The sequence below is a fragment of the Alteraurantiacibacter aquimixticola genome (assembly GCF_004965515.1).
GTDB lineage: Bacteria > Pseudomonadota > Alphaproteobacteria > Sphingomonadales > Sphingomonadaceae > Alteraurantiacibacter > Alteraurantiacibacter aquimixticola.
Genome location: NZ_SSHH01000003.1, coordinates 74,424 through 99,179, shown reverse-complemented (window position 1 = coordinate 99,179; position 24,756 = coordinate 74,424). Strand labels below are relative to the sequence as shown.

Genomic DNA, 24,756 nt, shown 5'->3' with positions numbered 1-24,756 from the left:
TTCCCGTTAGGGGTTCAACAGGGGGCAGCTGGGGGTGGGCGACCGTCAGGCCGCCCGCTCCCTGTTATTCGGCCGCGATCTGGGTGGCGTCGCCTTCGTCCTCGTCTTCATCTCCCAGCGAGGAGAGTTCGACATTGAGGCCGAGGCTGCGCATTTCCTTGACGAGCACGTTGAAGCTCTCCGGAATGCCGGCCTCGAACGTGTCGTCGCCCTTGACGATCGCTTCATAGACCTTGGTACGGCCGACCACGTCGTCGGACTTCACCGTCAGCATTTCCTGCAAGGTATAGGCAGCGCCGTATGCCTGCAGCGCCCAGACCTCCATTTCGCCGAAGCGCTGGCCACCGAACTGCGCCTTGCCGCCCAGCGGCTGCTGGGTGACGAGCGAGTAGGGGCCGATCGAACGCGCGTGGATCTTGTCGTCCACCAGGTGGTGCAGCTTGAGCATGTAGATGATGCCCACGGTCACCTTGCGGTCGAACGCCTCGCCGGTACGGCCATCATACAGCGTGGACTGGCCGGAGCTTGCAAAGCCGGCATTCACCAGCATGTCGGTGACGTCCTGCTCCTTCGCGCCGTCGAACACCGGGGTGCCCATCGGCACGCCGTAGCGCACGTTTTCAGCCAGCTCGATCACTTCGTCGGTCGAACGGCTGTCGAGGTCGTCGAAGTAGCTTTCGCCATAGGCGGTCTTGAGCTTGTCCATCAGCGCTGCCGGCGGCTTGCCGGCTGCCGCGTTCGGATTGGCCGCGCGCCATTCGTCGAGCTGCTCTGCGATCTGCATGCCCAGACCGCGCGCCGCGAAGCCCAGATGCGTTTCGAAGATCTGCCCGACATTCATGCGCGAAGGCACGCCCAGCGGGTTCAGCACGATGTCGACCGGCGTGCCATCCTCGAGGAACGGCATGTCCTCCACCGGCAGGATGCGCGAAATCACACCCTTGTTGCCGTGGCGGCCGGCCATCTTGTCGCCCGGCTGCAGCTTGCGCTTCACCGCGACGAAGACCTTGACCATCTTGAGCACGCCCGGGGCAAGCTCGTCACCGCGTTCGAGCTTCTCCTTGCGGTCCTCGAACTTGTCCTTGATGGCCTTCATCGCCTCGTCATACTGGCTCTTCACCGCTTCGAGCTGGGCCTGCATGTTGTCGTCGGCAACGGCGAACTTGAACCACTCGTGACGTTCGATGTCCTCGAGCAGCGCCTCGTCGATCACCGTGCCCTTCTTCACACCCTTGGGAGCAGCCGAAGCGGTCTGGCCGACCAGCATGTCCTTCAGGCGGTTGTAGGTCGCACGGTTGAGGATGTTGCGCTCGTCCTCGCTATCCTTCTTGAGGCGTTCGATTTCCTCGTTCTGGATGGCGCGGGTACGGTCGTCGATTTCGATGCCGTGGCGGTTGAACACGCGCACTTCGACGACGGTACCGGCAACGCCCGGCGGCAGGCGGAGCGAGGTGTCGCGCACGTCGCTGGCCTTTTCACCGAAGATGGCGCGCAGGAGCTTTTCTTCCGGCGTCATCGGGCTTTCGCCCTTGGGCGTGATCTTGCCCGCCAGAATATCGCCCGGATGCACCTCGGCGCCGATATAGACGATGCCCGCCTCGTCGAGGTTGCGCAGGGCTTCCTCGCCGACATTCGGGATGTCGCGAGTGATGTCTTCCGGGCCGAGCTTCGTGTCGCGGGCCATGACTTCGAATTCCTCGATATGGATCGAGGTGAAGACGTCATCCTTCACGATGCGTTCGGAAATGAGGATGGAGTCCTCATAGTTGTAGCCGTTCCAGGGCATGAAGGCGACGAGGCTGTTCTTGCCCAGCGCCAGTTCACCCAGATCCGTGGAGGGACCGTCGGCGATGATGTCGCCCTGTTCCACCACGTCACCCACCTTCACCAGCGGACGCTGGTTGACGCAGGTGTTCTGGTTGGAGCGCTGGAACTTCTGCAACGTGTAGATGTCGACGCCCGGATTGCCGGCATCGACCTCGCCCGAAGCGCGGATCACGATGCGCGTGGCGTCGACCTGGTCGACGATGCCGCCGCGGGTGGCGGAGATCGCCGCGCCCGAATCGCGGGCCACGGTCTCTTCCATGCCGGTGCCGACCCAGGGCGCTTCCGCCTTCACGAGCGGCACGGCCTGGCGCTGCATGTTCGAGCCCATCAGCGCGCGGTTGGCGTCATCGTTTTCCAGGAACGGAATGAGCGATGCGGCGACCGAGACGAGCTGCTTGGGCGAAACGTCCATCAGCGTGACCTGGTCGGACGGGCTCATCACGAACTCGCCGTTCTGGCGGGCAGAGATCAGCTCTTCGACGAACTTGCCGTCATCATCGGTATCGGCGGAAGCCTGCGCGACCGTGTGCTTCTGCTCTTCCATGGCGGAGAGATACTGCACGTCGCCCGAAACCTTGCCGTCCTTCACTTGGCGATACGGCGTTTCGATGAAGCCGTACTTGTTGACGCGGGCGAAGGTCGACAGCGAGTTGATCAGGCCGATATTCGGGCCTTCAGGCGTCTCAATCGGGCAGATGCGACCATAGTGGGTCGGGTGAACGTCGCGGACTTCGAAGCCGGCGCGCTCACGGGTAAGGCCGCCCGGGCCAAGCGCCGAAACGCGGCGCTTGTGGGTGACTTCCGACAGCGGGTTGGTCTGGTCCATGAACTGCGAGAGCTGGCTGGAACCGAAGAACTCGCGCACGGCGGCCACGGCAGGCTTCGCATTGATCAGGTCGTTCGGCATCACGGTCGACACGTCCACGGAAGACATGCGTTCCTTCACCGCACGCTCCATGCGCAGCAGGCCGACGCGGTACTGGTTTTCTAGCAGCTCGCCCACCGAGCGGACACGGCGGTTGCCGAGGTTGTCGATGTCGTCGACTTCGCCCTTGCCGTCCTTCAGGTCGACAAGTTCCTTCACCACGGCGAGGATATCTTCCTTGCGCAGGGTGGTGACGGTGTCTTCGGCATCGAGGCCGAGGCGCATGTTCAGCTTCACGCGGCCAACGGCGGACAGGTCGTAGCGCTCGCCATCGAAGAACAGGCCTTCGAACAGCGCTTCGGCGGTTTCCTTGGTCGGCGGTTCGCCGGGGCGCATGACCTTGTAGATCGCTTCCAGGCCCTCGTCGCGGTTCTCCGCCTTGTCCGCCTGCATGGTGTTGCGGATCCAGGGGCCGGTGGTGACATGGTCGATGTCGAGCAGCGCGAGCTGGTCGATACCCGCGGCATCGAGCTTCTCGAGGTTCTCAGGCGACACTTCCTCGCCCGCCTCGATATAGATGCGGCCGGTCTTCTCGTCGATCAGGTCGGCGCTGGCATAGCGGCCGAAGATTTCCTCGGTCGGGATCAGCAGCGTTTCGAGGCCGTCCTTGGCCGCCTTGTTGGCCGCGCGCGGGGAGACCTTCTGGCCGGCGGGGAAGACTTCCTCGCCCGTCTTGGCGTCCACCAGCGGGAAGGCCGGCTTGGCACCGCGCCAGCTTTCGGCGACGAAGGGAATTTCCCAGCCGTCCTTGCTGCGCTTCCAGGTGACCTTGTCATAGAAGAAGTCGAGGATTTCCTCGGAATCGAGGCCCAGCGCATAGAGCAGCGCGGTGACCGGCAGCTTGCGCTTGCGGTCGATACGGACGTTCACGATGTCCTTGGCGTCGAATTCGAAATCGAGCCACGAACCGCGATACGGAATCACGCGGGCGGCGAAGAGGAACTTGCCCGAGGAGTGCGTCTTGCCGCGGTCATGGTCGAACAGCACACCCGGCGAACGGTGCATCTGCGACACGATCACGCGCTCGGTGCCGTTGATAATGAAGGTGCCGTTCCCGGTCATGAGCGGCATGTCGCCCATGTAAACGTCCTGCTCCTTGATATCGAGGACGGAGCGGGTCTCGGTCTCCTGGTCCACCTCGAACACGATCAGGCGCAGCGTGACCTTCATCGGGGCGGCATAGGTGATGCCGCGCTGGCGACACTCGGTGGTGTCGTATTTGGGGTCCTCAAGCTCGTAATGAACGAAGTCGAGCTCGGCAGTGCCGGCGAAGTCGCGGATCGGGAACACGCTGCGCAGCGTCTTTTCGAGGCCGGAGACATAATCGATCTCACGGTTGGAGCGCAGGAACTGTTCGTAGCTCTCGCGCTGCACCTCGATCAGGTTCGGCATCTGCACCACTTCGTGGATGTCGCCGAAAATCCTGCGGATGCGCTTCTTCTTGGTGCCGGTGTTTGCCGGAGCTGCCTTCTTCGCCATGGAGGAATATGCCTCTTGCCTTGGGCCGGTCCCGGGATCGGGAGCGGCGGAAAATCTTGTGTGCAAGCGGGATAGCGAGACGCGAAAAGGACCGCGACAAGCGCACCTTAACCGGTGCTGCTACGCAGCCTTTCCATCATGTCTCACGGAAACCGGCGCTTCCATCCTGTGGCACACCCCCGCGAAAGGCGGCCTTGCTCGAAGCTGTCCGGTCGAGGGCGCATATAGGGAGAGGGGGGCGACAAGTCAAACCTGTTTCAGGCGAAATCGCCCCGCAAACCCGCGCAAATCCGTCATTTTCGCGAAACGATAAGCGATATATTGTTTTTCGATATTATCGATTGACAATAAGGGCGACTCGGCATATTGAATATCGATATCGACATGCAAGGAGATCGATAAATGACACGCTTTTTCGAAAATGGCATCGCCGCAATGGCCGCCATCGCCATCGTCGCCATCAGCTTCAGTGCGATGGTCCAGGTCCCGGCCGATTCGGCGATCGTCGCCAGCGCAATCGCATTGCCCGTCGCGGCCTGATCCCGACAATGACAACGAAGAAAGGGGCTTCCATGTCCAAGATATTCGACGACCCGCTGCTCTCCGGCCTACGCGGAATTCTCGCAATCCTGATGGGGCTTCTCGTCTTTGCCATGGTGGTGATGGCCATCGCCGCCGGCGCGATCGCCTTCTTCCCGGAACATCTGGAGGCGCATATCGCCGCTGCCGAACCGGGCTGGCTGCGCTTCGCCATCGCCGGATTGGTTCTGACAGCAACCGGCCTCGTCTACATGGCCTACCGCTTCGTACAGGAGCTGCGCCGGATCGTATGGACCGTACATGAGGGCGATCCCTTCGTCGCGCAGAACGCCGACAGGCTGCGCAATATGGGCTGGCTGGCGATCGCCATGCAGGGCGGCGGCATCTTGCTGACGATCATCGCCAGCATCGTACAGAAGGCGGCACCGGCCATGGAAGTCGAAAGCGGCATAGACCTTGGCGGCATAGTGCTTGGCCTGGTGCTTTTCGTCCTCGCCCGTGTGTTCCGCCGCGGTTCGGAGATGCGCGAAGACCTGGAAGGGACCGTGTGATGCCTGCTGAAGAAGGAGCCAAGATCGTGGTGAAACTCGACGACCTGCTGCACGACCGCCGCATGACGCTGACCGAACTGGCCGAGCGCGTGGGCCTGACCCTGGCCAATCTGTCGATCCTCAAGACCGGCAAGGCCAAGGCGATCCGCTTCTCCACGCTGGAGGCGATCTGCCGCGAACTGGACTGCCAGCCGGGCGATTTGCTGGGGTATGATGGCAAAGGGGAGTGACAGGCCGCTCGACCATCACAGCCACTTTAACTTGACTTTCGGGGCGTGCGAGCTAATTGCGCGCCCCGACTGCTTTATGCGGTCATCCGTCCGAGACAGTTGCTGGCAGGGATTGGCCCGGCCTTAATTTGCAGCCTAGACGGGGAAAAGAGATTTCCTGGCGATGGCCATTGGCCTTCGCTCCGTACGCCTGGCGTGCACTCCTTCCCCATCAACGGACCTTGCCTTGTCGCATGAGCGGCGAGGTGATTTGAGCCGGTCGCGGCCGTGTCTTCGGGCATGATCGCGGCCATAGTGAAGGAGTACGGCATGGATCGTTCGCAGAAAACCGAAGCGGTCGCCCAGCTCAACGCTGTGTTCAACGAAGTTGGCGTGGTGGTTGTCACCCGCAACCTCGGGCTGACGGTGGACCAGTCCACCGATCTGCGGAACAAGATGCGTGAAGGTGGTGCGTCCTACAAGGTTGCGAAGAACCGTCTCGCCAAGCTCGCCCTGAAAGACACCGATTACGCCGGCATCGAGGAATACCTCACCGGTCCGGTCGGCCTCGCCTGGTCGGAAGACCCGGTCGCGGCCGCCAAGGCAGCAGTCGATTTCGCCAAGTCGAACGACAAGCTGGAAATCGTCGGTGGCTCGATGGGCACGCAGGTTCTCGACGAAGCCGGCGTCAAGGCACTCGCCTCGATGCCCAGCCTCGACGAACTGCGCGGCAAGATCGTGGGTCTCGTCAACGCCCCGGCAACCAAGATTGCCCAGGTCGTCAACGCCCCCGCGGCCAAGCTGGCTCGTGTCTTCGGTGCCTATGGCGCCAAGGACGCTGCGTAAGACGTTTCTCGCATTCGAGACGAAACATCATGGGGCAGAAACCTGCCCCGCCTCAATTTGGAGTGAAGCACAATGGCCGATATCGCCAAGCTTGTAGAAGAACTGTCGTCGCTTACCGTCATGGAAGCGGCTGAACTCGCCAAGGCACTGGAAGAAGAGTGGGGCGTTAGCGCCGCTGCTGCAGTTGCCGTTGCTGGCCCCGCCGGTGGCGGCGATGCCGGTGCCCCCGCTGAAGAGAAGGACGAATTCGACGTCATCCTGACCGGCGACGGTGGCAAGAAGATCCAGGTCATCAAGGAAGTCCGCGCCATCACCGGCCTGGGCCTGACCGAAGCCAAGGGCCTGGTCGAAGGCGCGCCGAAGCCGATCAAGGAAGGCGTGAACAAGGCCGAAGCCGAAGAGATCAAGGGCAAGATCGAAGCAGCCGGCGGCACCGTCGAACTGAAGTAAGCTTTTCGCTTACGCTTCGATCCGATACCGGATCACCAAGGGGGCGGTGCCGCAAGGCGCCGCCCTTTTTGTTTGCGCGCACCCGCCTGCGCGGCGCATCGTGTCGCGATGGACCCCATGAAGCTCTCCGGCCATGTGATGGCGGTTGCGGCAGGCGCCTGGCACCGGTTCTCCAAGCCCTCACTTGCCTCGATCGGGATTGTCGCCGGGCACGGTGTGGATGGCGATGCCCATGCGGGGAGCGCGGTGAAGCACCGCTCGCGCGTGGCGGCGGATCCTGCGCAACCCAACCTCAGGCAGGTTCACCTGATCCATGGCGAATTGCTCGATGCACTGGCCGACGAAGGCTTCACCGTCGCGCCGGGCCAGCTCGGCGAGAATGTGACCACGCGTGGCATGGACCTGCTGACCTTGCCCACGGGGACGCTGCTTCGCCTCGGCGATCAGGCAGTGCTGGAAGTGACGGGGCTGCGCAACCCGTGCCGCCAGATCGAGGCTTTCCGGCCCGGCCTGCTCGGCCGCCTTGCCCGCAAACGCGGCGACGGTTCGATCGAGCGGCTCGCGGGCATCATGTGCGTCGCGCGGAAAAGCGGACGGGTGGCGCCCGGCGATCCGCTGAACGCCGAACTGCCACCCGCTCCATATCGACCACTCAAGGCGGTCTGACGCGTTAGAGCGTCTTCAGATAGTTGATGATCGCCGTGCGCTGTTCCGCGCTGAGCGGGCCGACGGCCATAGTCGTGCCCGGCACCACGCCCGAGGGATCGGAGAGGTAGCGGTTGAGGTTCGCCTCGTTCCAGGTCAGGTTCGAGCTGCGCATGCCTTCGGTGTAGGAGAAGCCCGCCTTCTGGCCCGCGCGGCTGCCGAACACGCCTGCGAGCGAGGGGCCGATGCCGTGCTTGCCGGGCGCGACCTGGTGGCACACCTGGCACTGGGTGAAGGCCTGCGGAGGCCCGGCCGGAGCGGCGGCGCGCGTCGGCGTAGGTGTGGGCGTCGGGGTGCGAGTAGCCGTGGGCGTCGGGCTGGGTGTCGGCGCAGCGGTGGCTTCGGCGGCAGGTTCCTCGCCTGCAGCTTCGCCTTCTTCGCCGGCAGCCCCTTCGCCTTCAGCTTCGGCGGGAAGCGCGTCGCCACCGGCTTCCACGACCTCTTCCGCCTCGATGGCGGCGACGTCCTCTTCAGCCTCCGGCCCGCCGCAAGCGGCGACAGCGATGGCGAGGAGCGATACGGCGGCAATACGACTGGTGTGACGCATGGAAATAGTCATCCCTTCCGGTGAGATTCGAACCCGCTGTTAGCTTCCAACAGGCCGGAGGGGAAGAGCCCTGTGTCCCAACAGCCGCAGGGGGCGTGACAAATATCTTGCGCAACCGGATTCGCCTTCCTCGCAGGGCCGAGACCCTATATCCGGGCCGGCTTTTTCGATGGCGCATGATGAGACCGATAGCCCATCCCCACCCGCTCGGCTGGAAGGCCGAATGCATCGAGACCCTGCGTCTGGCGGGGCCGCTGGCGGCTGCCAATCTGCTGCAGATGCTGACCTATGCGGTGGACGTGATGTTCATCGCCCGGCTGGGACCGAACGAATTGGCGGCATCGGCGCTGGCCATCGCGGTCTTCGGCATATTGGTCGCCTCGCTCAATGCCTTGGTCAGCGCGGTTTCTCCGCTCGCCGCCGCAGAGCTGGGCGCAAGAGCCCCTGCCCTGCGCCCGATTCGCCGCGTGGTGCGCATGGCCATGTGGCTGGCCCTGGGCGCCTCGCTGGTGGCCATGGTGCTGTGCACGCAGGCAGAGGCGATCATGCTGGCAACGGGGCAAGATCCGGTTCTGTCCAACCTCGCAGGCCGCTATACCGACATCCTGCTCTTCTCGCTGGCGCCGATGATATTGGCGGCGGTATTGCGCAATTTCGTCTCCACGCTCGGCCGCCCGGTCTTCGCCACCGCGATCACCGGCATGGGCGTGGGCGTGAACGCCTTGGCGAACTATGCCTTCATCTTCGGCAATCTGGGCGCACCTGCCATGGGGCTTGAGGGCGCGGCGATCGCGACGCTCATCTCCTCGCTGACGATCCTTGCGGCCTACATAATTGCCATCCGCCTCGACCCGCGGCTGCACCGTTACCATGTCTTCGGCTTCGTCTGGCGGCCGGACTGGCAACGGCTGGCAGAGCTGGTGCGGATCGGCACGCCCATAGGCCTCACCGTGATGGCGGAGGCGGGCATCTTCGGCGCCGCCGCGCTACTGATGGGCCGCGTTGGAACAGAAGAACTCGCCGCGCACACGCTGGCAATCCAGCTCGCCGCGCTCGCCTTCATGGTGCCGATGGGCGTTGGCCAGGCGGGTACGATCCGTGTGGGCTATTTCTACGGCGCGCGCGAGAACGTGGGCATCCACCGCGCCGGCTGGGCTGCCATCGTGATGGGCACGGGATTCATGGGGCTGACCGCCATCGCCATCCTGGTGGTGCCGGAATATATATTGTGGCTCTATCTCAATCCGTGGGAGCCGGAGAACCGGGCGGTGGTGGGCCATGCCGTCGCCTTTCTGGTCGTGTGCGCCGCCTTCCAGCTGTTCGACGGCTTGCAGGCAGTTGCCGCCGGTGCCTTGCGCGGGCTGAAGGACACGCGCGTGCCGATGTGGATTGCGATCTTTTCCTATTGGGTTCCGGGCTTCGGCACCGCCGCATGGCTGGGGCTCTACACCCCGCTTGCAGGAACCGGGATATGGATCGGCCTTGCCGCGGGCCTTATCTGCGCGGCCGTGTTGCTGCTGTGGCGCTGGCACCGGCGCGATGCGCTTGGGCTGACCGCCAGCACTATCTGACGCAGGCGCAAAAATTTTCCGTGCGGACTTGTTGACTCTGCGCAGGGACCACCCCATCTGCCCGCCCGTTGGCACTCTCATGGGGGGAGTGCCAAGACAGACATCAACTAGAATCAGGAAGAGGTCATTATCATGGCATTCCGTCCGCTGCACGACCGCGTTCTGGTCCGTCGCCTCGAAGCCGAGGAAAAGACCGCCGGTGGCATCATCATTCCCGACAGCGCCAAGGAAAAGCCCAGCGAGGGCGAAATCGTCTCCGTTGGCGAAGGCGCACGTGACGACGACGGCGATCGTATCCCGCTCGACGTGAAGGCAGGCGACCGCGTATTGTTCGGCAAGTGGTCCGGCACCGAAGTGAAGATCGACGGTGAAGACCTGATCATCATGAAGGAAAGCGACATCATGGGTGTGCTGGGCTGATCGCCCGCCTTCTCTGACACGCATTCCCCCACCAAGAATTCTCAAAGAGGAAACAGACAATGGCTGCCAAGGACGTTAAGTTCGGCCGTGATGCGCGCGAGCGCATCCTGAAGGGCGTCGATACGCTCGCCAATGCCGTGAAGGTCACGCTGGGCCCCAAGGGCCGCAACGTGGTGATCGACAAGAGCTTCGGTGCTCCCCGCATCACCAAGGACGGCGTTACCGTCGCCAAGGAAATCGAACTGAAGGACAAGTTCGAGAACATGGGCGCGCAGATGCTGCGCGAAGTGGCTTCCAAGGCAAACGACGCTGCCGGTGACGGCACCACCACCGCTACCGTGCTGGCGCAGGCGATCGTGCGCGAAGGCATGACCGCGGTTGCCGCCGGCATGAACCCGATGGACCTGAAGCGCGGCATCGACCTCGCCGTGTCCAAGGTGGTGGAGAACCTGAAGGGCCGTTCCAAGGACGTCTCCGGTTCCGCCGAGATCGCCCAGGTCGGCATCATTTCCGCCAATGGCGACAAGGAAGTCGGCGAGAAGATTGCCGAAGCCATGGACAAGGTCGGCAAGGAAGGCGTCATCACCGTTGACGAGTCCAAGGGCCTCGAATTCGAACTCGAAGTCGTTGAAGGCATGCAGTTCGATCGCGGCTACCTGTCGCCTTACTTCGTGACCAATCCGGAGAAGATGACTGTCGAACTCGACAATCCCTACATCCTGATCCACGAGAAGAAGCTGTCCAACCTGCAGCCGATGCTGCCGATCCTGGAAGCTGTTGTTCAGAGCGGCCGCCCGCTGCTGATCATCGCCGAAGACATCGAAGGCGAAGCGCTGGCCACCCTCGTGGTCAACAAGCTGCGCGGCGGCCTGAAGATCGCTGCCGTCAAGGCTCCGGGCTTCGGCGATCGCCGCAAGGCCATGCTGCAGGATATCTCCATCCTGACGTCGGGCGAGATGATTTCCGAAGATCTCGGCATCAAGCTGGAAAGCGTGACGCTGGGCATGCTGGGTGAAGCCAAGACCGTCACCATCGACAAGGACAACACGACGATTGTCGATGGCGCCGGTGCAGCCGACGACATCAAGGCGCGCGTCGAGCAGATCCGCTCGCAGATCGAGAGCACGACGTCCGATTACGACCGCGAAAAGCTGCAGGAACGCCTGGCGAAGCTCGCCGGCGGTGTTGCCGTGATCAAGGTCGGTGGCGCTTCCGAAGTCGAGGTGAAGGAACGCAAGGACCGCGTCGACGATGCGCTGCACGCAACCCGCGCCGCCGTCGAAGAAGGCACGGTTCCGGGTGGCGGCACGGCGCTGCTCTATGCCACCAAGGCGCTGGAAGGCGTGAAGGGCGAGAACGACGACCAGACGCGCGGTATCGACATCGTGCGCCAGGCCATCATGGCCCCCGTTCGCCAGATCGCGACCAATGCCGGTCACGATGGCGCCGTGGTCTCGGGCAACCTGCTGCGCGAGAACGATGAGACGCAGGGCTTCAACGCTGCGACCGACACCTATGAGAACCTCGTCGCTGCCGGCGTGATCGACCCGACCAAGGTCGTTCGCACCGCCCTGCAGGACGCGGCTTCTGTCGCCGGCCTCCTGATCACCACCGAAGCGGCGATCAGCGAAGTTCCGGAAGACAAGCCCGCCGGCGGCGGCATGCCCGATATGGGCGGCATGGGCGGCATGGGCGGCATGGGCTTCTAAGTCCTGTCCTGAGCCCGTCGAAGGGCCCAACCGTCATTCCGACACGAAACGGGGCCGGAGGGAGCGATCCTTCCGGCCCCTTTTCGTTAACTATCAATATTCTTGACGCGGCGCCTTTGGCCCCATAACGCGCGCCGCCATGTCTATCCGCGTGAACAATTATGCGCTCCATCTGACCGTCTTCGCAGGCGGCAGGGGCGCGTGCGCGTAGGATAGGCGGAAACCCAGTGGGTCCGCCGGGATGGCGGACCTTGGTTTCTTTTCGGCTTCGCCATCCTTTTGGATTCGCTGCAATGCGAAGGAAAGAAGGATGACTACCCAAAGCAGGCATTTCGCCCGCACCATCACTTATGACGAACTGACGTCGGGGCTCGAAGCCGCCCGGTCCGAAGGCGCGATCTATTGCAGGAAGCGCGAAGACGGCCTGCTGATCTGGAACTACACCAACGCCTGCGTCTACGATCGCATGTGGGGGCCGTTCTCGCTGATTGCGCGCGGCCTGATCATCGATCCCGCGCGGCGCGAGATCGTGGCAACGCCTTTCCCCAAGTTCTTCAACCTGGGGGAGCAGGACAGGGTGTTCCCGGATGAGCCGTTCGAGGTCTTCGAGAAGCTCGACGGGAGCCTGATCGTGCTGTTCCACCACGATGGGCGGTGGCAGGCGAGCACCCGGGGAGCCTTTGGCACTCCGCAAGCCGTGTGGGCGGAAGCCCATATGGCGCGCTTCGACCTGTCCGCTCTGGACCCGGAAACGACCTATCTGGCTGAGGCGATCTATCCGGAGAACCGGATCATCGTCTCCTATGATGAGGAAGCGCTGGTGCTGCTCTCGGCCTATGACGCCGAGGGCCATGAGCCGGACTTCGCCGCCTTGCAATCCACCGCCGAACGGATCGGCTGGCGGACTGCGCAGCGGTATCGCTTCGCGAGTGCGGGCGAAATGGTGACCAGTGCGGAGCAGCTTCCGGAACAGGAGGAGGGCTATGTGGTGCGCTTCGCCAGCGGTTCGCGGCTGAAGGTGAAGAGCCCGGCCTATTGCCGGCTGCATGCGATCATCAACCGGATTACCCCGCTGGGCATCTGGGACATGTTCCGGGACGGCGACGACCTCGAAGCCGTCCGCAGGAGCATCCCCGAAGAGCTGTGGGGCGATTTCGATGCCCTGGTCGGGGCGACGCAATCCTTGCTGGATTCGCGCCTTGCCGAAGTGGCGGATGCCGCAGCGCGCTATGAGCGTCTGAGCAACAAGGAGATCGGCCTGATGCGGGACGAAATCCCGCCGCGCATCTTCAGCTACTTGTTCGCCTATCGCCAGAACCCCGACCTTTTGTCGGATGGCAAGGCGCGCGAGAAGCTAATGCGGGAAATCCGCCCGACCGGGAACGTGCTCGAAGGTTACGAACCGTCGAGTGCGCTGACCCACATCATCGGCGACGCCGAATGACGGGCCGAGGCGGATGGGCCGGGAGGAGCGATCCTTCCGGCCCTTCTTCTTGTCTAGCCAACGAAAGTCAGCCGCCCTTGCGGCTATCCTCCACGCGCATCACCACCTCGTCCGGCCAGGTCACTGGCAGCTGGGTCTGCGGGTTGAAGGTTTCGCCCATCTCGGCAGCCTCTGCCGCGGCGATTTCCTCGGCGGTGAGGAACTCGCTCGGCTCCAGCGCGAAGACGTCGATCCCGCGGGCGATCTCGGTCGCGTAGATGCGGCCGTTATACCAATAGGCGGACCAGTACCCGCCCATCGCCAGCTGGTCCTCGGCAATCGGGCCGCGATCGAAATAGGCGATCTCGAACGGGTTGGCCGGATCGGTGAAATCCATGATCGAGATGCCGCCCTGGTACCATGCCTGGACGAAGATATTGCGTCCCGGCACGGGGATGATCGAGCCATTGTGGGCGACGCAATTCTCCTTGTCGGACTGCGGCGCGGGCAGCTTGTAGAGACTGCGGAACTCCAGCTCGCCATCGACGATCTCGTAGATCGCATCGGCGCCCCAGTTGCGCGGGTCCGATGCCTGGCAGCGCGGACGCCCGCCACCGCCCCATTCATCGGTGAACAGCACCATCGTCCCGTCATTGTTGAAGGTGGCCGAGTGCCAGTAGGCGAAGCCCTCATCCACCACCTCGTCGATCCGCACCGGGTTGAGCGGGTCGGAAATGTCGAAGATGATGCCGTTGCCCGAACAGGCGCCCGCCGCGATGTTCAGCGTCGGGAAGACGGTGATGTCGTGGCACTGGTCGGTCCGTCCGGTGTCCTGCGTGTCGTCGCCATGGTCGCCGCCCTGCCACAGCCCCGCCAGCCGCCCGGTTTCGGGATCGGCGAAGACGCGCGGGCTGGAAACGATGCGCGACAACGAGGGATCGGCCAGCGGGATCTCGATCACGTCGATGCTGAAGAGCGAGGTGCGGTCATCGCCCGGCACGTCCCCGATGCAGCCTGCCAGCTCCTCCTCCTCGCGCACGCGCGAGGTGCCCGAATTGTAGACGATCAGGCTGGTCGGCGTCTGCGAGACCACCGAATGCGTGTGCGAGCCGCGGCAGGTCTGCACCTGGCCGACCTGCACCGGGCGGCGGATGTCGGAAATGTCGAAGATGCGCAGGCCGCGGAAGCGATCCTCGCTGACCTTCTCGGTCACGCCCTGCAGCCCGCAATCGACGCGGCCGCGCGTCTGCTCGACGCTCATGATGAGGATGTCGCCGACGATCGAGACGTCGCCCTGCCCGCCGGGGCAGACCACGCTGCTGAGCAGTTCGGGCACGCCGTCCGCGCCCAGGCGATAGGCGTTGAAGCCGTGATAGCTGCCTGCGACCATGACATCGCCCGAAAAGGCCATGTCGGTATTGGCGAAGGACAAGGGCGCGCCGCGTTCGCCGAAGCGAGGTTCGGCTTCTTCCTCTTCCCCCTCGGGATCGGCGGGTGCTTCGCCATCCGCTTCCATATGCGCCATGTGGGCGGCGTGCTCGTCAGCGGCATCGGCAGCGGTCTCGCCGGTTTCCGTCTTTTCGTCTTCGTCCTCCTCGATGAGGGGCTGTTCGCCGGAAGGGTTGTTGGCATCGAAGAAGCCCGCAGGCTTTTCGAGGAAGGCGACATGCCGCAGCCCGCTGATCGCCTCGCCCGCATCGAGGAAGCCGGATGCGAGCCCTGCGCGCGGATCGTCGGACAGGCTGGCGAGCACGGCGATCATTCGCTCGATCTCGGCATTCTGGTCGGTCACCACTTCATTGGTGAATTCGAACATGCGCGGCTCGTAAGCCGTGCCGGGCAGCTCGTGCAGCTCCTCCACCATGGTCACCGCACCCTTGTGGTGCTCGATCATCAGTTCGAGGAACAGCCGGTCGAAATTGATCCCGCGCGCTTCGGCAAGGCGCGCCATGTCTTCGGGCGAGGCCATGCCTTCCATGCCCGAATGCCCGGCATGGCCCATGGCGGGCATGTCCTCCACCTCGCCATGGCCGGCCAGCCATTCGCGCATGAAGCCGATCTCGTCCTCCTGGCTGGCGTCGATGCGCCCGGCGACAGCGACTATCTCCTCGCGATTGGTGCGGTCCGCCACCAGCGCGGCCATGTCGACCGCCTGCTGGTGGTGCACGATCATGCCCTGCATGAAGGCGACGTCGGCAGGGGTATAGCCCGCGCTCGCCAGCGCGGTCGCCTCCTCGGCGCTCAGCTCGCGCGGGGCTTCGCCGGGCGCGCCGGGCTGGACGATGGAGACTTGCGCGATCGCCGGCAGCGATGTGCCCAGCAGGGCGGCGGCAATGACGGTGGCGGAGAAAGAGCGCGCGGCGCCGGTGCGGTACATGGCAGAAGGTCCCCCGGTGGTTTCAGCTGAGACGATGGAGACCGCAACCGCGCCCCGCGTCAAGCCCCGATCTACGCGCGCATTCGCGCCGCCTTCCCAGCGTGACCGATTTGTCCTAGCCTGCGCGCGGAATAACAAAAGAAAAGGGGAGAGAACCAATGAAGAAGCTGCTTGCCGTGGCGCTGGCCGCCACCATGCTGACCGCTTGCGCGAGTGAGGAAGAGGCGGCTGTCGAAGCGCCCGCCTATACTGCCAGCCAGTATGGCTCTGCCGTCAACGATATTGCCCGAACGCCCGAGGATCGCGAGCGTGACGAGGCACGCAAGCCCGGCGAATTGCTCGCCTTTGCCGAGATCGACCGCGGCGACGTGGTGGGCGATTACATCATGGGCGGCGGTTACGTGACGCGCCTGCTCGCCATGGCCGTGGGTACAGACGGCAAGGTCTATGCCTTCCAGCCGGAGGAATTCATCGCCTTCCGCGCCGAATATGCGACCGAGCAGGACGAGGCCATGGCCCCCTATGCCGATGTGGACGGCAGCCCGGTACAGGCCGTGCCGCTGCGCGCCCCGCTGGCGGAGCCGGGTTTCCCGGAACCGCTCGACACCATCATCACGGTGATGAACTGGCATGACCTCTATCTGGAGCAGATGCCCGAGGGAACGCCCGAGACCGTCGCCGCCATGCTCTATGATTCGCTCAAGCCCGGCGGATCGCTGATCGTGGTCGATCACCTGGCCGCAGAAGGTGCCGGGGCGGAGGCCGCCAATACGCTGCACCGCATGGATGCCGCGCTCGCACGCGAAGCGCTGACCGGTGCCGGCTTCGTGATCGAGGAAGAGAGCGACATCTATTCGCGGCCCGAAGATGCGCGCGATACCAATGTCTTCGACGAATCAATCCGCGGCCTGACCGACCAGTTCGCCTGGCGTCTGCGCAAGCCGGCCGAAGCCACGGAATAGGGCCGTATGCGGCCTCACCTGCCCCTGAATTTTCGTTCGGGCGAAAATTGGAGTCGTTTCGTCGCGCGGTCGCTTGCCGCGCGACGACGGCTCGTTAATTTTTCCACAACCATAAATTCCGTAGTCTAGGGCCCATGAAAGATTCGATCTTCGCACGCATTGCCGCCGCCGCCGCGCTCGCCATCGCGTCGATCGTGCCTGCGCACGCGGAAGAGCAGACGATCGAAAGCGCCTTCGATGCGCATTTCGGCACAGAGCTGCGCGAGCCGCGCGACTATTCCGCCGCCTATGACAATCCGCTGGAACGGCACATTGCCTCGCTTGCCGATGGCAGCCAGGGCCGCATCGGGGTCGCCGCCATTGACCTGGCGACCGGACAGCAGATCTCCATCCTGGGCGACCAGCCCTTCCCCATGGCCAGCACCAGCAAGATCGCCATCGCTGCGACTTATCTGGAGATGGTCGATAAGGGGCAACTGAGCCTGACGAGCGAATTCCCGCTGCTGCTGCCGGTGCGATCGCAACGTTTCTCCACCGCGGTGGCGCCGGTGCGCAACGGCGAATACATGCCTGCGCACCAGCTGATCGACCTGATGATCACGCGCAGCTCCAATCCCGCCACCGATGCGCTGATCGCCGCAGTGGGCGGCGTCGACAAGGTCAATGACTGGGCCCGGCGCGCGGGGATCGACAATTTCAACCTCACCCGCGACATCGCCACATTGGTGCGCGACGATGGCGAGTTCGACCCGGCAGTCCATATCGACCTGCGCGACAGCTCCACGCCCGCCGCCATGGTGGAGCTGCTCTCCGGTATCTACCAGGGACGCTGGCTCTCGGCCGAAAGCCGCGCGGTGATTATCGATGCGATGGAGCGTTGCCGCACCGGCACGCGCCGCATCCCGGCGCTGATGCCGGACAATGTGACCGTGGCGCACAAGACCGGATCGCTCAACAACACTTCCAGCGATATCGGCATCCTGACCGGGCCCGATGGACGCTCCATCGCGCTGGCCATCTATGTTACCGGCCAGGGCACGCGCAGCAATCGCGAGGCGCGGATCGCCTCGATCGCGCGCGCCATCTATGATGGATATGCCTTCCCCCAGCGCAACTACGCCAATGCGGAATACGGGGGCGGCAGCCGCTGATCGCAGGCTGATGCCGGATAAGGAAGGGCGCCTCGCAGCGCCCTTTTTCTTGGCTGCAAGGGCCGAGGGCGCCTGCGCCCTTCACGCAAAAGAAAAGGGCGCGGCCCGCGAAGGCCACGCCCTTTCTATGCGTTCAAAGAACGAGAGCGGATTATTCGCCCTGCATTTCTTCGCCGGCAGCTTCAACAGCTGCGCCAGCTTCGTCAACTGCACCGTCGACCGCAGTGCCGGCTTCGTCAGCAGCAGCTTCAGCGCCTTCAACGGCTTCGTCAACGGCGCCTTCCATGGCGTCGCCCATGGCGTCGGCATTGGTTTCGAGGTCAGCAGCAGCGCCTTCAGCAACGTCTGCAGCAGCGTCTTCGGTGCCTTCCGAGCAGGCAGCCAGGGTCAGAGCGGCGCCAGCAGCGGCAGCGGCGAGAATGATCTTGCGCATGAATGATAATCCTTACACAGCAAAAAATGTGAATCGCAGTGAAATCCAGCGATCCAAAGCCAGCCAAGGCGGCCAACCTGCTGCCTAAATACTGCCACAATTGGGGCAGCGCAAGCAAAATGTGGCGCAATTGGGGCATATGGGGAACAGCAGCCTTAAAGGCCGGCTAACCACCCTATCCCCCGTCACGCGCGATTCCGCCAATGACCCGCCTGCAATTGGCTGCTAGCAATTCGCGCATGAGCGACACGCAGCATCTCTACCTCGTCGACGGGTCTTCCTACATCTTCCGCGCCTATCACCGCCTGCCTCCGCTGACCGATCCGGAAGGCACGCCTGTGGGCGCCGTCTATGGCTACACCACCATGCTGTGGAAGCTGGCAGAGGACCTCGACAAGGCCGAGGGACCCACGCATCTGGCGGTGATTCTCGACAAGGACAGCAAGTCCTTCCGCAACGAGATTTACGACCAGTACAAGGCCAACCGCCCGCCGGCGCCCGAAGACCTGGTGCCGCAATTCCCGCTGATTCGCGACGCCACCCGTGCCTTCAGCCTGCCCTGTATCGAGGAAGCGGGGCTGGAGGCGGACGACCTCATCGCCTCCTATGCCCGCGCCGCGGCGAAGCAGGGCTGGGACGTCACCATCGTCTCTTCCGACAAGGACCTGATGCAGCTGGTAAGCAAGGGTGGCGACGGCGTCGGCGAGATCGACATGCTCGATACGATGAAGAACCAGCGCATCTCGATTCCCGAAGTGGAGGAGAAGTTCGGCGTCGGGCCGGAGCTGGTGGGCGACGTGCTGGCGCTGATGGGCGATTCGGTCGACAACATCCCCGGCATCTTCGGCATCGGCCCCAAGACCGCGACCAAGCTGATCCAGGAACATGGCAGCCTCACCGCCGCGCTCGATGCGGCAGAGGGAATGAAGGCATCCAAGCTCAAGGAAAGGCTGATCGAACACCGTGCGGATGCGGAGATCAGCCGGGTACTGGTGACGCTGAAGGAAGATGCCACACTCCCCCAGCCGCTGGAGGAATTCAAGCTGGACGGCGTGCCGCCCGAACCGCTTGCCGCCTTCCTAGAAAAGCACGGCTTCACCAGCCTGCTGCGCCGCCTCGATGCGGGCGCGGGCAGCCCGTCTAAAACCAACGACCTCAACCCCGCCAAGCAGGACAACAAGAGTGAGGCGCATGCGCCCACAGGCAATCGGCAGGAGCTGCCCGAATGGCCCGACGTCGACCGCGACGCCTATGAATGCGTGCAATCGATGGAGCGGCTGGAACACTGGGTCGCCCGCGCCATGGCCGCACGCGTGGTGGCGGTGGATACGGAAACGAGTTCGCTCGATGCAATTTCGGCGGACCTCGTGGGCGTCAGCCTTGCGCTCGGCCCCAATGATGCGTGCTACATCCCGCTCGCCCATGGCGGCAGCGACATGTTTGCGGAGAAACCCGATCAGGTCCCGCTCGAGGATGCCGTCGCGGCGCTGAAGCCGCTGCTGGAAAGCGATGCGGTTCTGAAAGTCGGGCAGAACATCAAATACGACCTCAACGTGCTTGCCCGCCACGGCATCCATGTCGCACCCATCGACGATACGATGGTGATCAGCTTCGCGCTCGATGCCGGACGCGGGACGGACGGGATCGGCGGCGGCCACGGGATGGACGAGTTGGCCGAACGCCACCTCGGCCACACATGCCTCTCCTTCAAGGAGGTCTGCGGCACGGGCAAGAAGGCCATTCCCTTCGGCGAAGTCCCGCTCGACAAGGCGACGCAATATGCGGCCGAGGATGCGGACGTGACCTGGCGGCTGTGGAAGATGCTGAAGCCGCGCCTCCCCGTCGAAGGCGGCACGCGGATCTATGAACGGGCCGATCGCCCGTTGATCCCGGTCGTCGCCGGGATGGAGCGCGAAGGCATCAAGGTGGACCGCGCCGCCCTCTCCCGCCTGTCGGAAGAATTCGCCACCCGCACCTCTGCCATCGAGGGGGAGATCCACGCAATCGCGGGCGAGGAATTCACCATCGGCAGCCCCAAGCAGCTGGGCGATATCCTGTTCGACAAGCTGGGCTACAAAGGCGGGCGCAAGGGCAAGAGCGGGCAATATTCGACCGACCAGGCGATCCTCGAACGCCTGGCCGGCGAAGGCGCGCCGATTGCCAACAAGGTGCTCGAATATCGCCAGCTGTCGAAGCTCAAGAGCACCTATACCGATGCGCTGCAGGACGCGATCAATGCGCGCACGGGCCGGGTGCACACGTCCTATTCGCTGGTCGGCGCACAGACCGGGCGCCTGTCCTCCACCGATCCGAACCTGCAGAATATTCCGATCCGCACGGAGATCGGGCGCGAAATCCGCAAGGCCTTCGTCCCCGAGGATGGCAATGTCCTGCTCGCCGCCGACTATTCGCAGATCGAACTGCGCCTCGCCGCCTATATGGCCGACGTGCCGCAGCTGAAGGAGGCCTTCGCCAATGGCGAGGACATCCATGCGCGCACCGCCCAGGAGATGTTCGGCAGTGTCGATCGCGACACGCGCGCCCGCGCCAAGACGGTGAACTTCGCCATCCTCTACGGCATTTCGCGCTGGGGCCTTGGCGGTCGGCTGGGGATCGAGGCGGATGAGGCGCAGGCGATCATCGACACCTATTTCCAGCGCTTCCCCGGCATCCAGAACTACATTCACGAGACCTTGGAGAACGTGCGCGAGCGCGGCTATTCCGAAACGCTGTTCGGCCGCAAGACCTGGTTCCCGCGCATCAATTCGAAGAACCAGGCCGAACGGCAGGGCTCCGAACGCGCAGCGATCAATGCGCCGATCCAGGGCACCAGCGCCGATATCATCAAGCGCGCCATGACCCGGATGCTGCCTGCGCTGGCCGAGGCGGGCCTGCCGCGAGTGCGCATGCTGCTGCAAGTGCATGACGAGCTGGTGTTCGAATTGCCGACAAGCGACGTGGACGCCGCCAGCCCCGTAATCGAACGCGTGATGGCCGAGGCGGCACAACCCGCCGTCATGCTCGACGTTCCGCTGGGTGTCGAAATCGGCACGGGAACCAGCTGGGACGCGGCGCACTGACAGTTTGATGTTGCCGCGCACAGGCCATAGGCTTCCCGCATGAGGGAATGGTTCGCTGAACTCGCCGCGACGCTTGCGGTCGATATGCAGGAGCTGGGCACTGCACTGCTGCTCGCCGCCATCGGCGTGATTGTGGCGCTGATCGCTCATCGCATCTTCTTCGGCATATTGCGCAGGCTCGCCCATGCCAGCGAGAGCCAGGCGGACAATGTTGTCGTCTCCTCGCTCGCCCGGCCGACCAAATGGGCCATGGTCGCCCTCGGACTCGTGCTCGCCGCGCGCGAGACGCCGCTGCTGGAAAGCGCGTGGGAGAAGGTGGCCGGTTTCGTGATGCCCGCGCTGATCGGCTGGATCGCGCTCGCCATCATGCGCGCGCTGGTGAAGTCGATGGAACTGAAGCTGGACCTGCAGGCGGCCGACAATCTCTACGCCCGCCGCAGGCAGACGCGGCTGACGATCTTCAGCCGCATCGCCACATTCCTCATCATCTTCATCACCATCGGACTGATGCTGCTCTCCATCCCCGGCGTGCGCGATATCGGCGTGACGCTGATGGCTTCGGCCGGCCTGGCCGCGCTCGCCGTGGGCGCCGCCGCGCAACCGGCGCTGAAGGCGCTGATCGGCGGGCTGCAAATGGCGCTGACCGAACCGATCCGGCTGGACGATGTGGTGATCGTGGACGGCGAATGGGGCAGGATCGAGGAGATCCGCACCACCTATGTCGTGGTCAAGGTGTGGGACGAGCGGCGGCTGGTCGTGCCCATGTCCAAGTTCCTCGACGAGAGTTTCCAGAACTGGACACGCCGCAGCTCGGAACTGCTCGGCACCGTCTTCCTCCACCTCGATCCGCTGGCCGAGATCGACCCGATCCGCGCCGAGTTCGAACGGCAGGTGACGTCGAACCCGCTATGGGACGGCCGCGTGCAGGTGGTGCAGGTGACCGAGACAAGCGCGAGCTCGATCGAAGTGCGCCTGCTGATGAGCGCGAAGGATGCGCCGACGCTGTTCGACCTCAGGTGCCAGATCCGCGAAGGCATGCTGGCATGGATGCGCGACAACCAGCCTGACGCGGTGGTCGTGCGCAAGAACATGCCGGTGATCGCAGCGGATTAGGCTGCCGCGCGGCTTGCGGCGGCGCACAGGCCGCGCAGGCAAACCAACCCATCTAGCCTGCCTAGTCGTGCTTCTGGTCCCGCGTCGATTCCACCATGCCTTCATGGATGAAGCCGATGGGTTTCACTTCCAGCGCCTTGCGCTTCAGCTCGCCCTTCATCCTGGCATATTCGGCTTCCATCCGTTCGGTGACGGTGGGGCGGCTGTCTTCCAGCGCCTCCTTGAAATCGGCGGCGGTGACGTTCTCCGGCTCGTCGGTCCGGCGAATGGCGTTGAGGCCGGCGCGGCGCACCACGTCTTCCAGGTCCGCACCCGTATAGCGCTCAGTCTTGGCAGCGAGGGCAGCCAGATCAACGTCATCGGCCAGCGGCATGTTCTGCGTGTGGATCTTCAGGATATGCTCGCGGCCGCCCTTGTCGGGCGCGCCGACATAGATCAGCTCGTCGAAACGGCCGGGGCGCAGCAGCGCAGGATCGACCAGTGCCGGGCGGTTGGTGGCGCCGATCACGACGATGGAGTTCAGTTCCTCCATCCCGTCCATTTCGGCCAGGATCGTGTTGACCACGCGCGCGGTCACCTGCGGCTCATTGCCTGAGGAGCCACGTGCGGGGACCAGCGAGTCGATCTCGTCGATGAAGATCACGCAAGGCGCGACCGCACGGGCGCGGGCGAACATGCGGCTGATCTGCTGCTCGCTCTCGCCATACCATTTGGACAAGAGGTCGCTCGACTTCATGGATATGAAGTTAGCTTCAGCTTCCTTCGCGACGGCCTTGGCGAGCAAGGTCTTGCCGGTGCCGGGCGGGCCGTAGAGCAGGAAGCCCTTGGCCGGACGGATGCCCAGCCGCTCGAAGGCCTTGGGGTTCTTCAGCGGCAGCTCAACGCCTTCGCGCAGCTTCTCCTCCGCCTCGTCCACGCCTCCAATATCGTCCCAGCCGATCTTCGGCGCCTGCACCATCACTTCGCGCATGGCCGAAGGCTGGACGCGTTTCAGCGCCTCGCGGAAATCGTTCTTCTCGACTTGCAGTTCCGCCAGCACTTCGGGCGGGATTTCGCGCGCTTCAAGGTCGAGCTTGGGCATGATCCGGCGCACCGCCTCGATCGCCGCTTCTCTCGCAAGCGCCGCAAGGTCGGCGCCGACAAAGCCATGCGTGGAGCGCGACAATTCGCCCAGGTCCACGCCCTCGCCCAGCGGCATGCCGCGCGTATGGATGGCGAGGATTTCACGGCGGCCGCTTTCATCGGGCACGCCGACCACGATCTCGCGGTCGAAGCGGCCCGGACGGCGCAGCGCCTCGTCGATCGCATCGGGACGGTTGGTGGCGGCAATGACGACGATGTTGGACTTGGTGAGGCCGTCCATCAGCGTCAGCAGCTGGGCGACCAGCCGCTTTTCCGCCTCGCCCGACACGCGCTCCCGCTTGGGCGCGATCGAATCGATCTCGTCGATGAAGACCACGGCAGGCGCGGTCCGCTCGGCTTCCTCGAAAACCTCGCGCAGGCGCTTCTCGCTCTCGCCATAGGCGCTGCCCATGATTTCGGGGCCGTTGATGGTGTAGAATTCGGCGTCGCTTTCATTGGCGACCGCCTGGGCAAGACGCGTCTTGCCGGTGCCGGGCGGGCCATGCAGCAGCACGCCCTTGGGCGGATCGACGCCAAGGCGGGTGAAAAGCTCGGGGTAGCGCAGCGGCAGCTCGACCATCTCGCGCAAGGCGGTGATCGTGTCCTGCATACCGCCGACATCGTCATAATTGACCGTGCCGCGGCCGTCGCGCGGTTCCTCGAATTCGGCGCGCAGCTCGACCACCGTCTCGTCATCGATATGGACGATGCCCTTGGGCACGGTGGAGATGACCTGCAGGCGTATCTGCGTCAGCGCATAGGCGGGCGCGTTGAACATGCGGCGCACTTCGGGCGGCATGTTCTGCACCGGCTGCTGCCCGTGCGTGGCGACAAGGTCGCCAGCGGTCAGCGGGTGGCCGAAGAAGACGCGCTTCAGCGCCTCGGTCGGGCCCTGCAGGCGCATTTCGCGGCGCGCGGGGGCGAAGACAACGCGCGTCGCGGGCTTGGGCTGCGCACGGCGGACCTGCACATGCTCGCCGCTGGCGGTTTCGGAATTGGCGCGCTGAAGGCCATCCAGCCGGATCAGTTCCAGCGCCTCGTCCTCCTCATAGGCAGGCATGGCGATGGCGGCGGAGACGCGCTTGCCTTCGATTTCGACGGGATCGCCTTCGGTGATCCCCAATGCCTGGAAGGCCGAACGCGGCATGCGGGCGACGCCGCGGCCCGATTCCTCCTGCCGCGCGGCAGCAACCTGCAGCTTGATCGTGCCTGCTTCGAGTTCGGCTGCTTCCGCATTTGCCATTAGGGGGGTTCCGTTCCTGCCTCTTAAAATCCGTTACGCTGAAGCTAGGAAGCGGACCTGCCGAATGCAAACT

General features: G+C 64.1%; 19 protein-coding genes. 15 read left to right on the top strand and 4 right to left on the bottom strand.

Annotated elements, in window-relative coordinates:
• Window positions 1-64 precede the first annotated feature (64 nt).
• On the bottom strand, window positions 65-4,231 hold the full coding sequence (gene rpoB, locus E5222_RS11435; RefSeq protein ID WP_136693936.1) for a DNA-directed RNA polymerase subunit beta: 4,167 nt from the start codon (window positions 4,229-4,231) through the stop codon (window positions 65-67).
• Window positions 4,232-4,633: 402 nt separating this feature from the next.
• Between rpoB and E5222_RS16565 the strand changes: the two genes are divergently transcribed.
• The 6 genes from E5222_RS16565 to E5222_RS11410 all read left to right on the top strand — a co-directional run bounded on the left by E5222_RS16565 (window position 4,634) and on the right by E5222_RS11410 (window position 7,493).
• Entirely contained in the window at window positions 4,634-4,771 is a 138-nt protein-coding gene (locus tag E5222_RS16565; RefSeq protein ID WP_169053571.1) for a hypothetical protein, read from the top strand.
• A 32-nt stretch (window positions 4,772-4,803) separates the two neighbouring features.
• Window positions 4,804-5,322 (top strand): DUF2975 domain-containing protein, encoded by a 519-nt coding sequence (locus E5222_RS16560; RefSeq protein ID WP_169053570.1) that lies wholly within the window; start codon window positions 4,804-4,806, stop codon window positions 5,320-5,322.
• Window positions 5,322-5,552, top strand: coding sequence for a helix-turn-helix domain-containing protein (locus E5222_RS11425; RefSeq protein ID WP_136693934.1), 231 nt, complete (start codon window positions 5,322-5,324; stop codon window positions 5,550-5,552). Before E5222_RS16560 ends, E5222_RS11425 begins: the two co-directional genes overlap by 1 nt.
• Window positions 5,553-5,861: 309 nt before the next feature.
• Window positions 5,862-6,377 carry a 50S ribosomal protein L10 gene (gene rplJ, locus E5222_RS11420; protein ID WP_136693933.1) on the top strand — a complete coding sequence of 172 codons (516 nt, stop codon included), beginning with the start codon at window positions 5,862-5,864 and terminating at the stop codon, window positions 6,375-6,377.
• 72 nt (window positions 6,378-6,449) lie between these two features.
• Window positions 6,450-6,827, top strand: a complete 378-nt coding sequence (gene rplL / locus E5222_RS11415; protein ID WP_136693932.1) for a 50S ribosomal protein L7/L12 — start codon at window positions 6,450-6,452, stop codon at window positions 6,825-6,827.
• Between the two features lie 108 nt (window positions 6,828-6,935).
• On the top strand, window positions 6,936-7,493 hold the full coding sequence (locus E5222_RS11410) for an MOSC domain-containing protein (RefSeq protein WP_169053569.1): 558 nt from the start codon (window positions 6,936-6,938) through the stop codon (window positions 7,491-7,493).
• 4 nt (window positions 7,494-7,497) lie between these two features.
• On the opposite strand, the gene E5222_RS11405 is transcribed toward E5222_RS11410, so the two are convergent.
• Window positions 7,498-8,079: a c-type cytochrome gene (locus E5222_RS11405; protein ID WP_169053568.1), complete on the bottom strand. Its 582-nt coding sequence runs from the start codon at window positions 8,077-8,079 to the stop codon at window positions 7,498-7,500.
• A 176-nt stretch (window positions 8,080-8,255) separates the two neighbouring features.
• On the opposite strand from E5222_RS11405, the gene E5222_RS11400 reads away from it, so the two are divergent.
• From E5222_RS11400 to E5222_RS11385, 4 genes are all read left to right on the top strand, one after another.
• Window positions 8,256-9,650 carry an MATE family efflux transporter gene (locus tag E5222_RS11400; protein ID WP_246021731.1) on the top strand — a complete coding sequence of 465 codons (1,395 nt, stop codon included), beginning with the start codon at window positions 8,256-8,258 and terminating at the stop codon, window positions 9,648-9,650.
• A 132-nt stretch (window positions 9,651-9,782) separates the two neighbouring features.
• Entirely contained in the window at window positions 9,783-10,070 is a 288-nt protein-coding gene (groES, locus tag E5222_RS11395) for a co-chaperone GroES (RefSeq protein ID WP_136693930.1), read from the top strand.
• Between the two features lie 59 nt (window positions 10,071-10,129).
• On the top strand, window positions 10,130-11,779 hold the full coding sequence (gene groL, locus E5222_RS11390) for a chaperonin GroEL (RefSeq protein ID WP_136693929.1): 1,650 nt from the start codon (window positions 10,130-10,132) through the stop codon (window positions 11,777-11,779).
• Window positions 11,780-12,089: 310 nt separating this feature from the next.
• Complete coding sequence (locus E5222_RS11385) at window positions 12,090-13,223, top strand: RNA ligase (protein ID WP_169053567.1); 1,134 nt, start codon at window positions 12,090-12,092, stop codon at window positions 13,221-13,223.
• A gap of 67 nt (window positions 13,224-13,290) precedes the next feature.
• Here the strand turns inward: E5222_RS11385 and E5222_RS11380 are convergent, their stop codons facing one another.
• Window positions 13,291-15,579 (bottom strand): DUF305 domain-containing protein, encoded by a 2,289-nt coding sequence (locus E5222_RS11380; protein WP_136693927.1) that lies wholly within the window; start codon window positions 15,577-15,579, stop codon window positions 13,291-13,293.
• A 158-nt stretch (window positions 15,580-15,737) separates the two neighbouring features.
• On the opposite strand from E5222_RS11380, the gene E5222_RS11375 reads away from it, so the two are divergent.
• The 5 genes from E5222_RS11375 to E5222_RS11355 all read left to right on the top strand — a co-directional run bounded on the left by E5222_RS11375 (window position 15,738) and on the right by E5222_RS11355 (window position 22,318).
• Complete coding sequence (locus E5222_RS11375) at window positions 15,738-16,541, top strand: class I SAM-dependent methyltransferase (RefSeq protein WP_136693926.1); 804 nt, start codon at window positions 15,738-15,740, stop codon at window positions 16,539-16,541.
• Between the two features lie 134 nt (window positions 16,542-16,675).
• Window positions 16,676-17,692, top strand: a complete 1,017-nt coding sequence (locus E5222_RS11370; protein ID WP_136693925.1) for a serine hydrolase — start codon at window positions 16,676-16,678, stop codon at window positions 17,690-17,692.
• A 10-nt stretch (window positions 17,693-17,702) separates the two neighbouring features.
• A complete protein-coding gene (locus E5222_RS16555) occupies window positions 17,703-18,131 on the top strand; it encodes a hypothetical protein (RefSeq protein WP_169053566.1) in 429 nt (142 codons plus the stop codon).
• A gap of 233 nt (window positions 18,132-18,364) precedes the next feature.
• Complete coding sequence (gene polA / locus E5222_RS11360) at window positions 18,365-21,205, top strand: DNA polymerase I (protein ID WP_136693923.1); 2,841 nt, start codon at window positions 18,365-18,367, stop codon at window positions 21,203-21,205.
• 39 nt (window positions 21,206-21,244) lie between these two features.
• Complete coding sequence (locus E5222_RS11355) at window positions 21,245-22,318, top strand: mechanosensitive ion channel family protein (protein ID WP_136693922.1); 1,074 nt, start codon at window positions 21,245-21,247, stop codon at window positions 22,316-22,318.
• 61 nt (window positions 22,319-22,379) lie between these two features.
• On the opposite strand, the gene E5222_RS11350 is transcribed toward E5222_RS11355, so the two are convergent.
• Window positions 22,380-24,683, bottom strand: coding sequence for a CDC48 family AAA ATPase (locus E5222_RS11350; RefSeq protein ID WP_136693921.1), 2,304 nt, complete (start codon window positions 24,681-24,683; stop codon window positions 22,380-22,382).
• Window positions 24,684-24,756 lie beyond the last annotated feature (73 nt).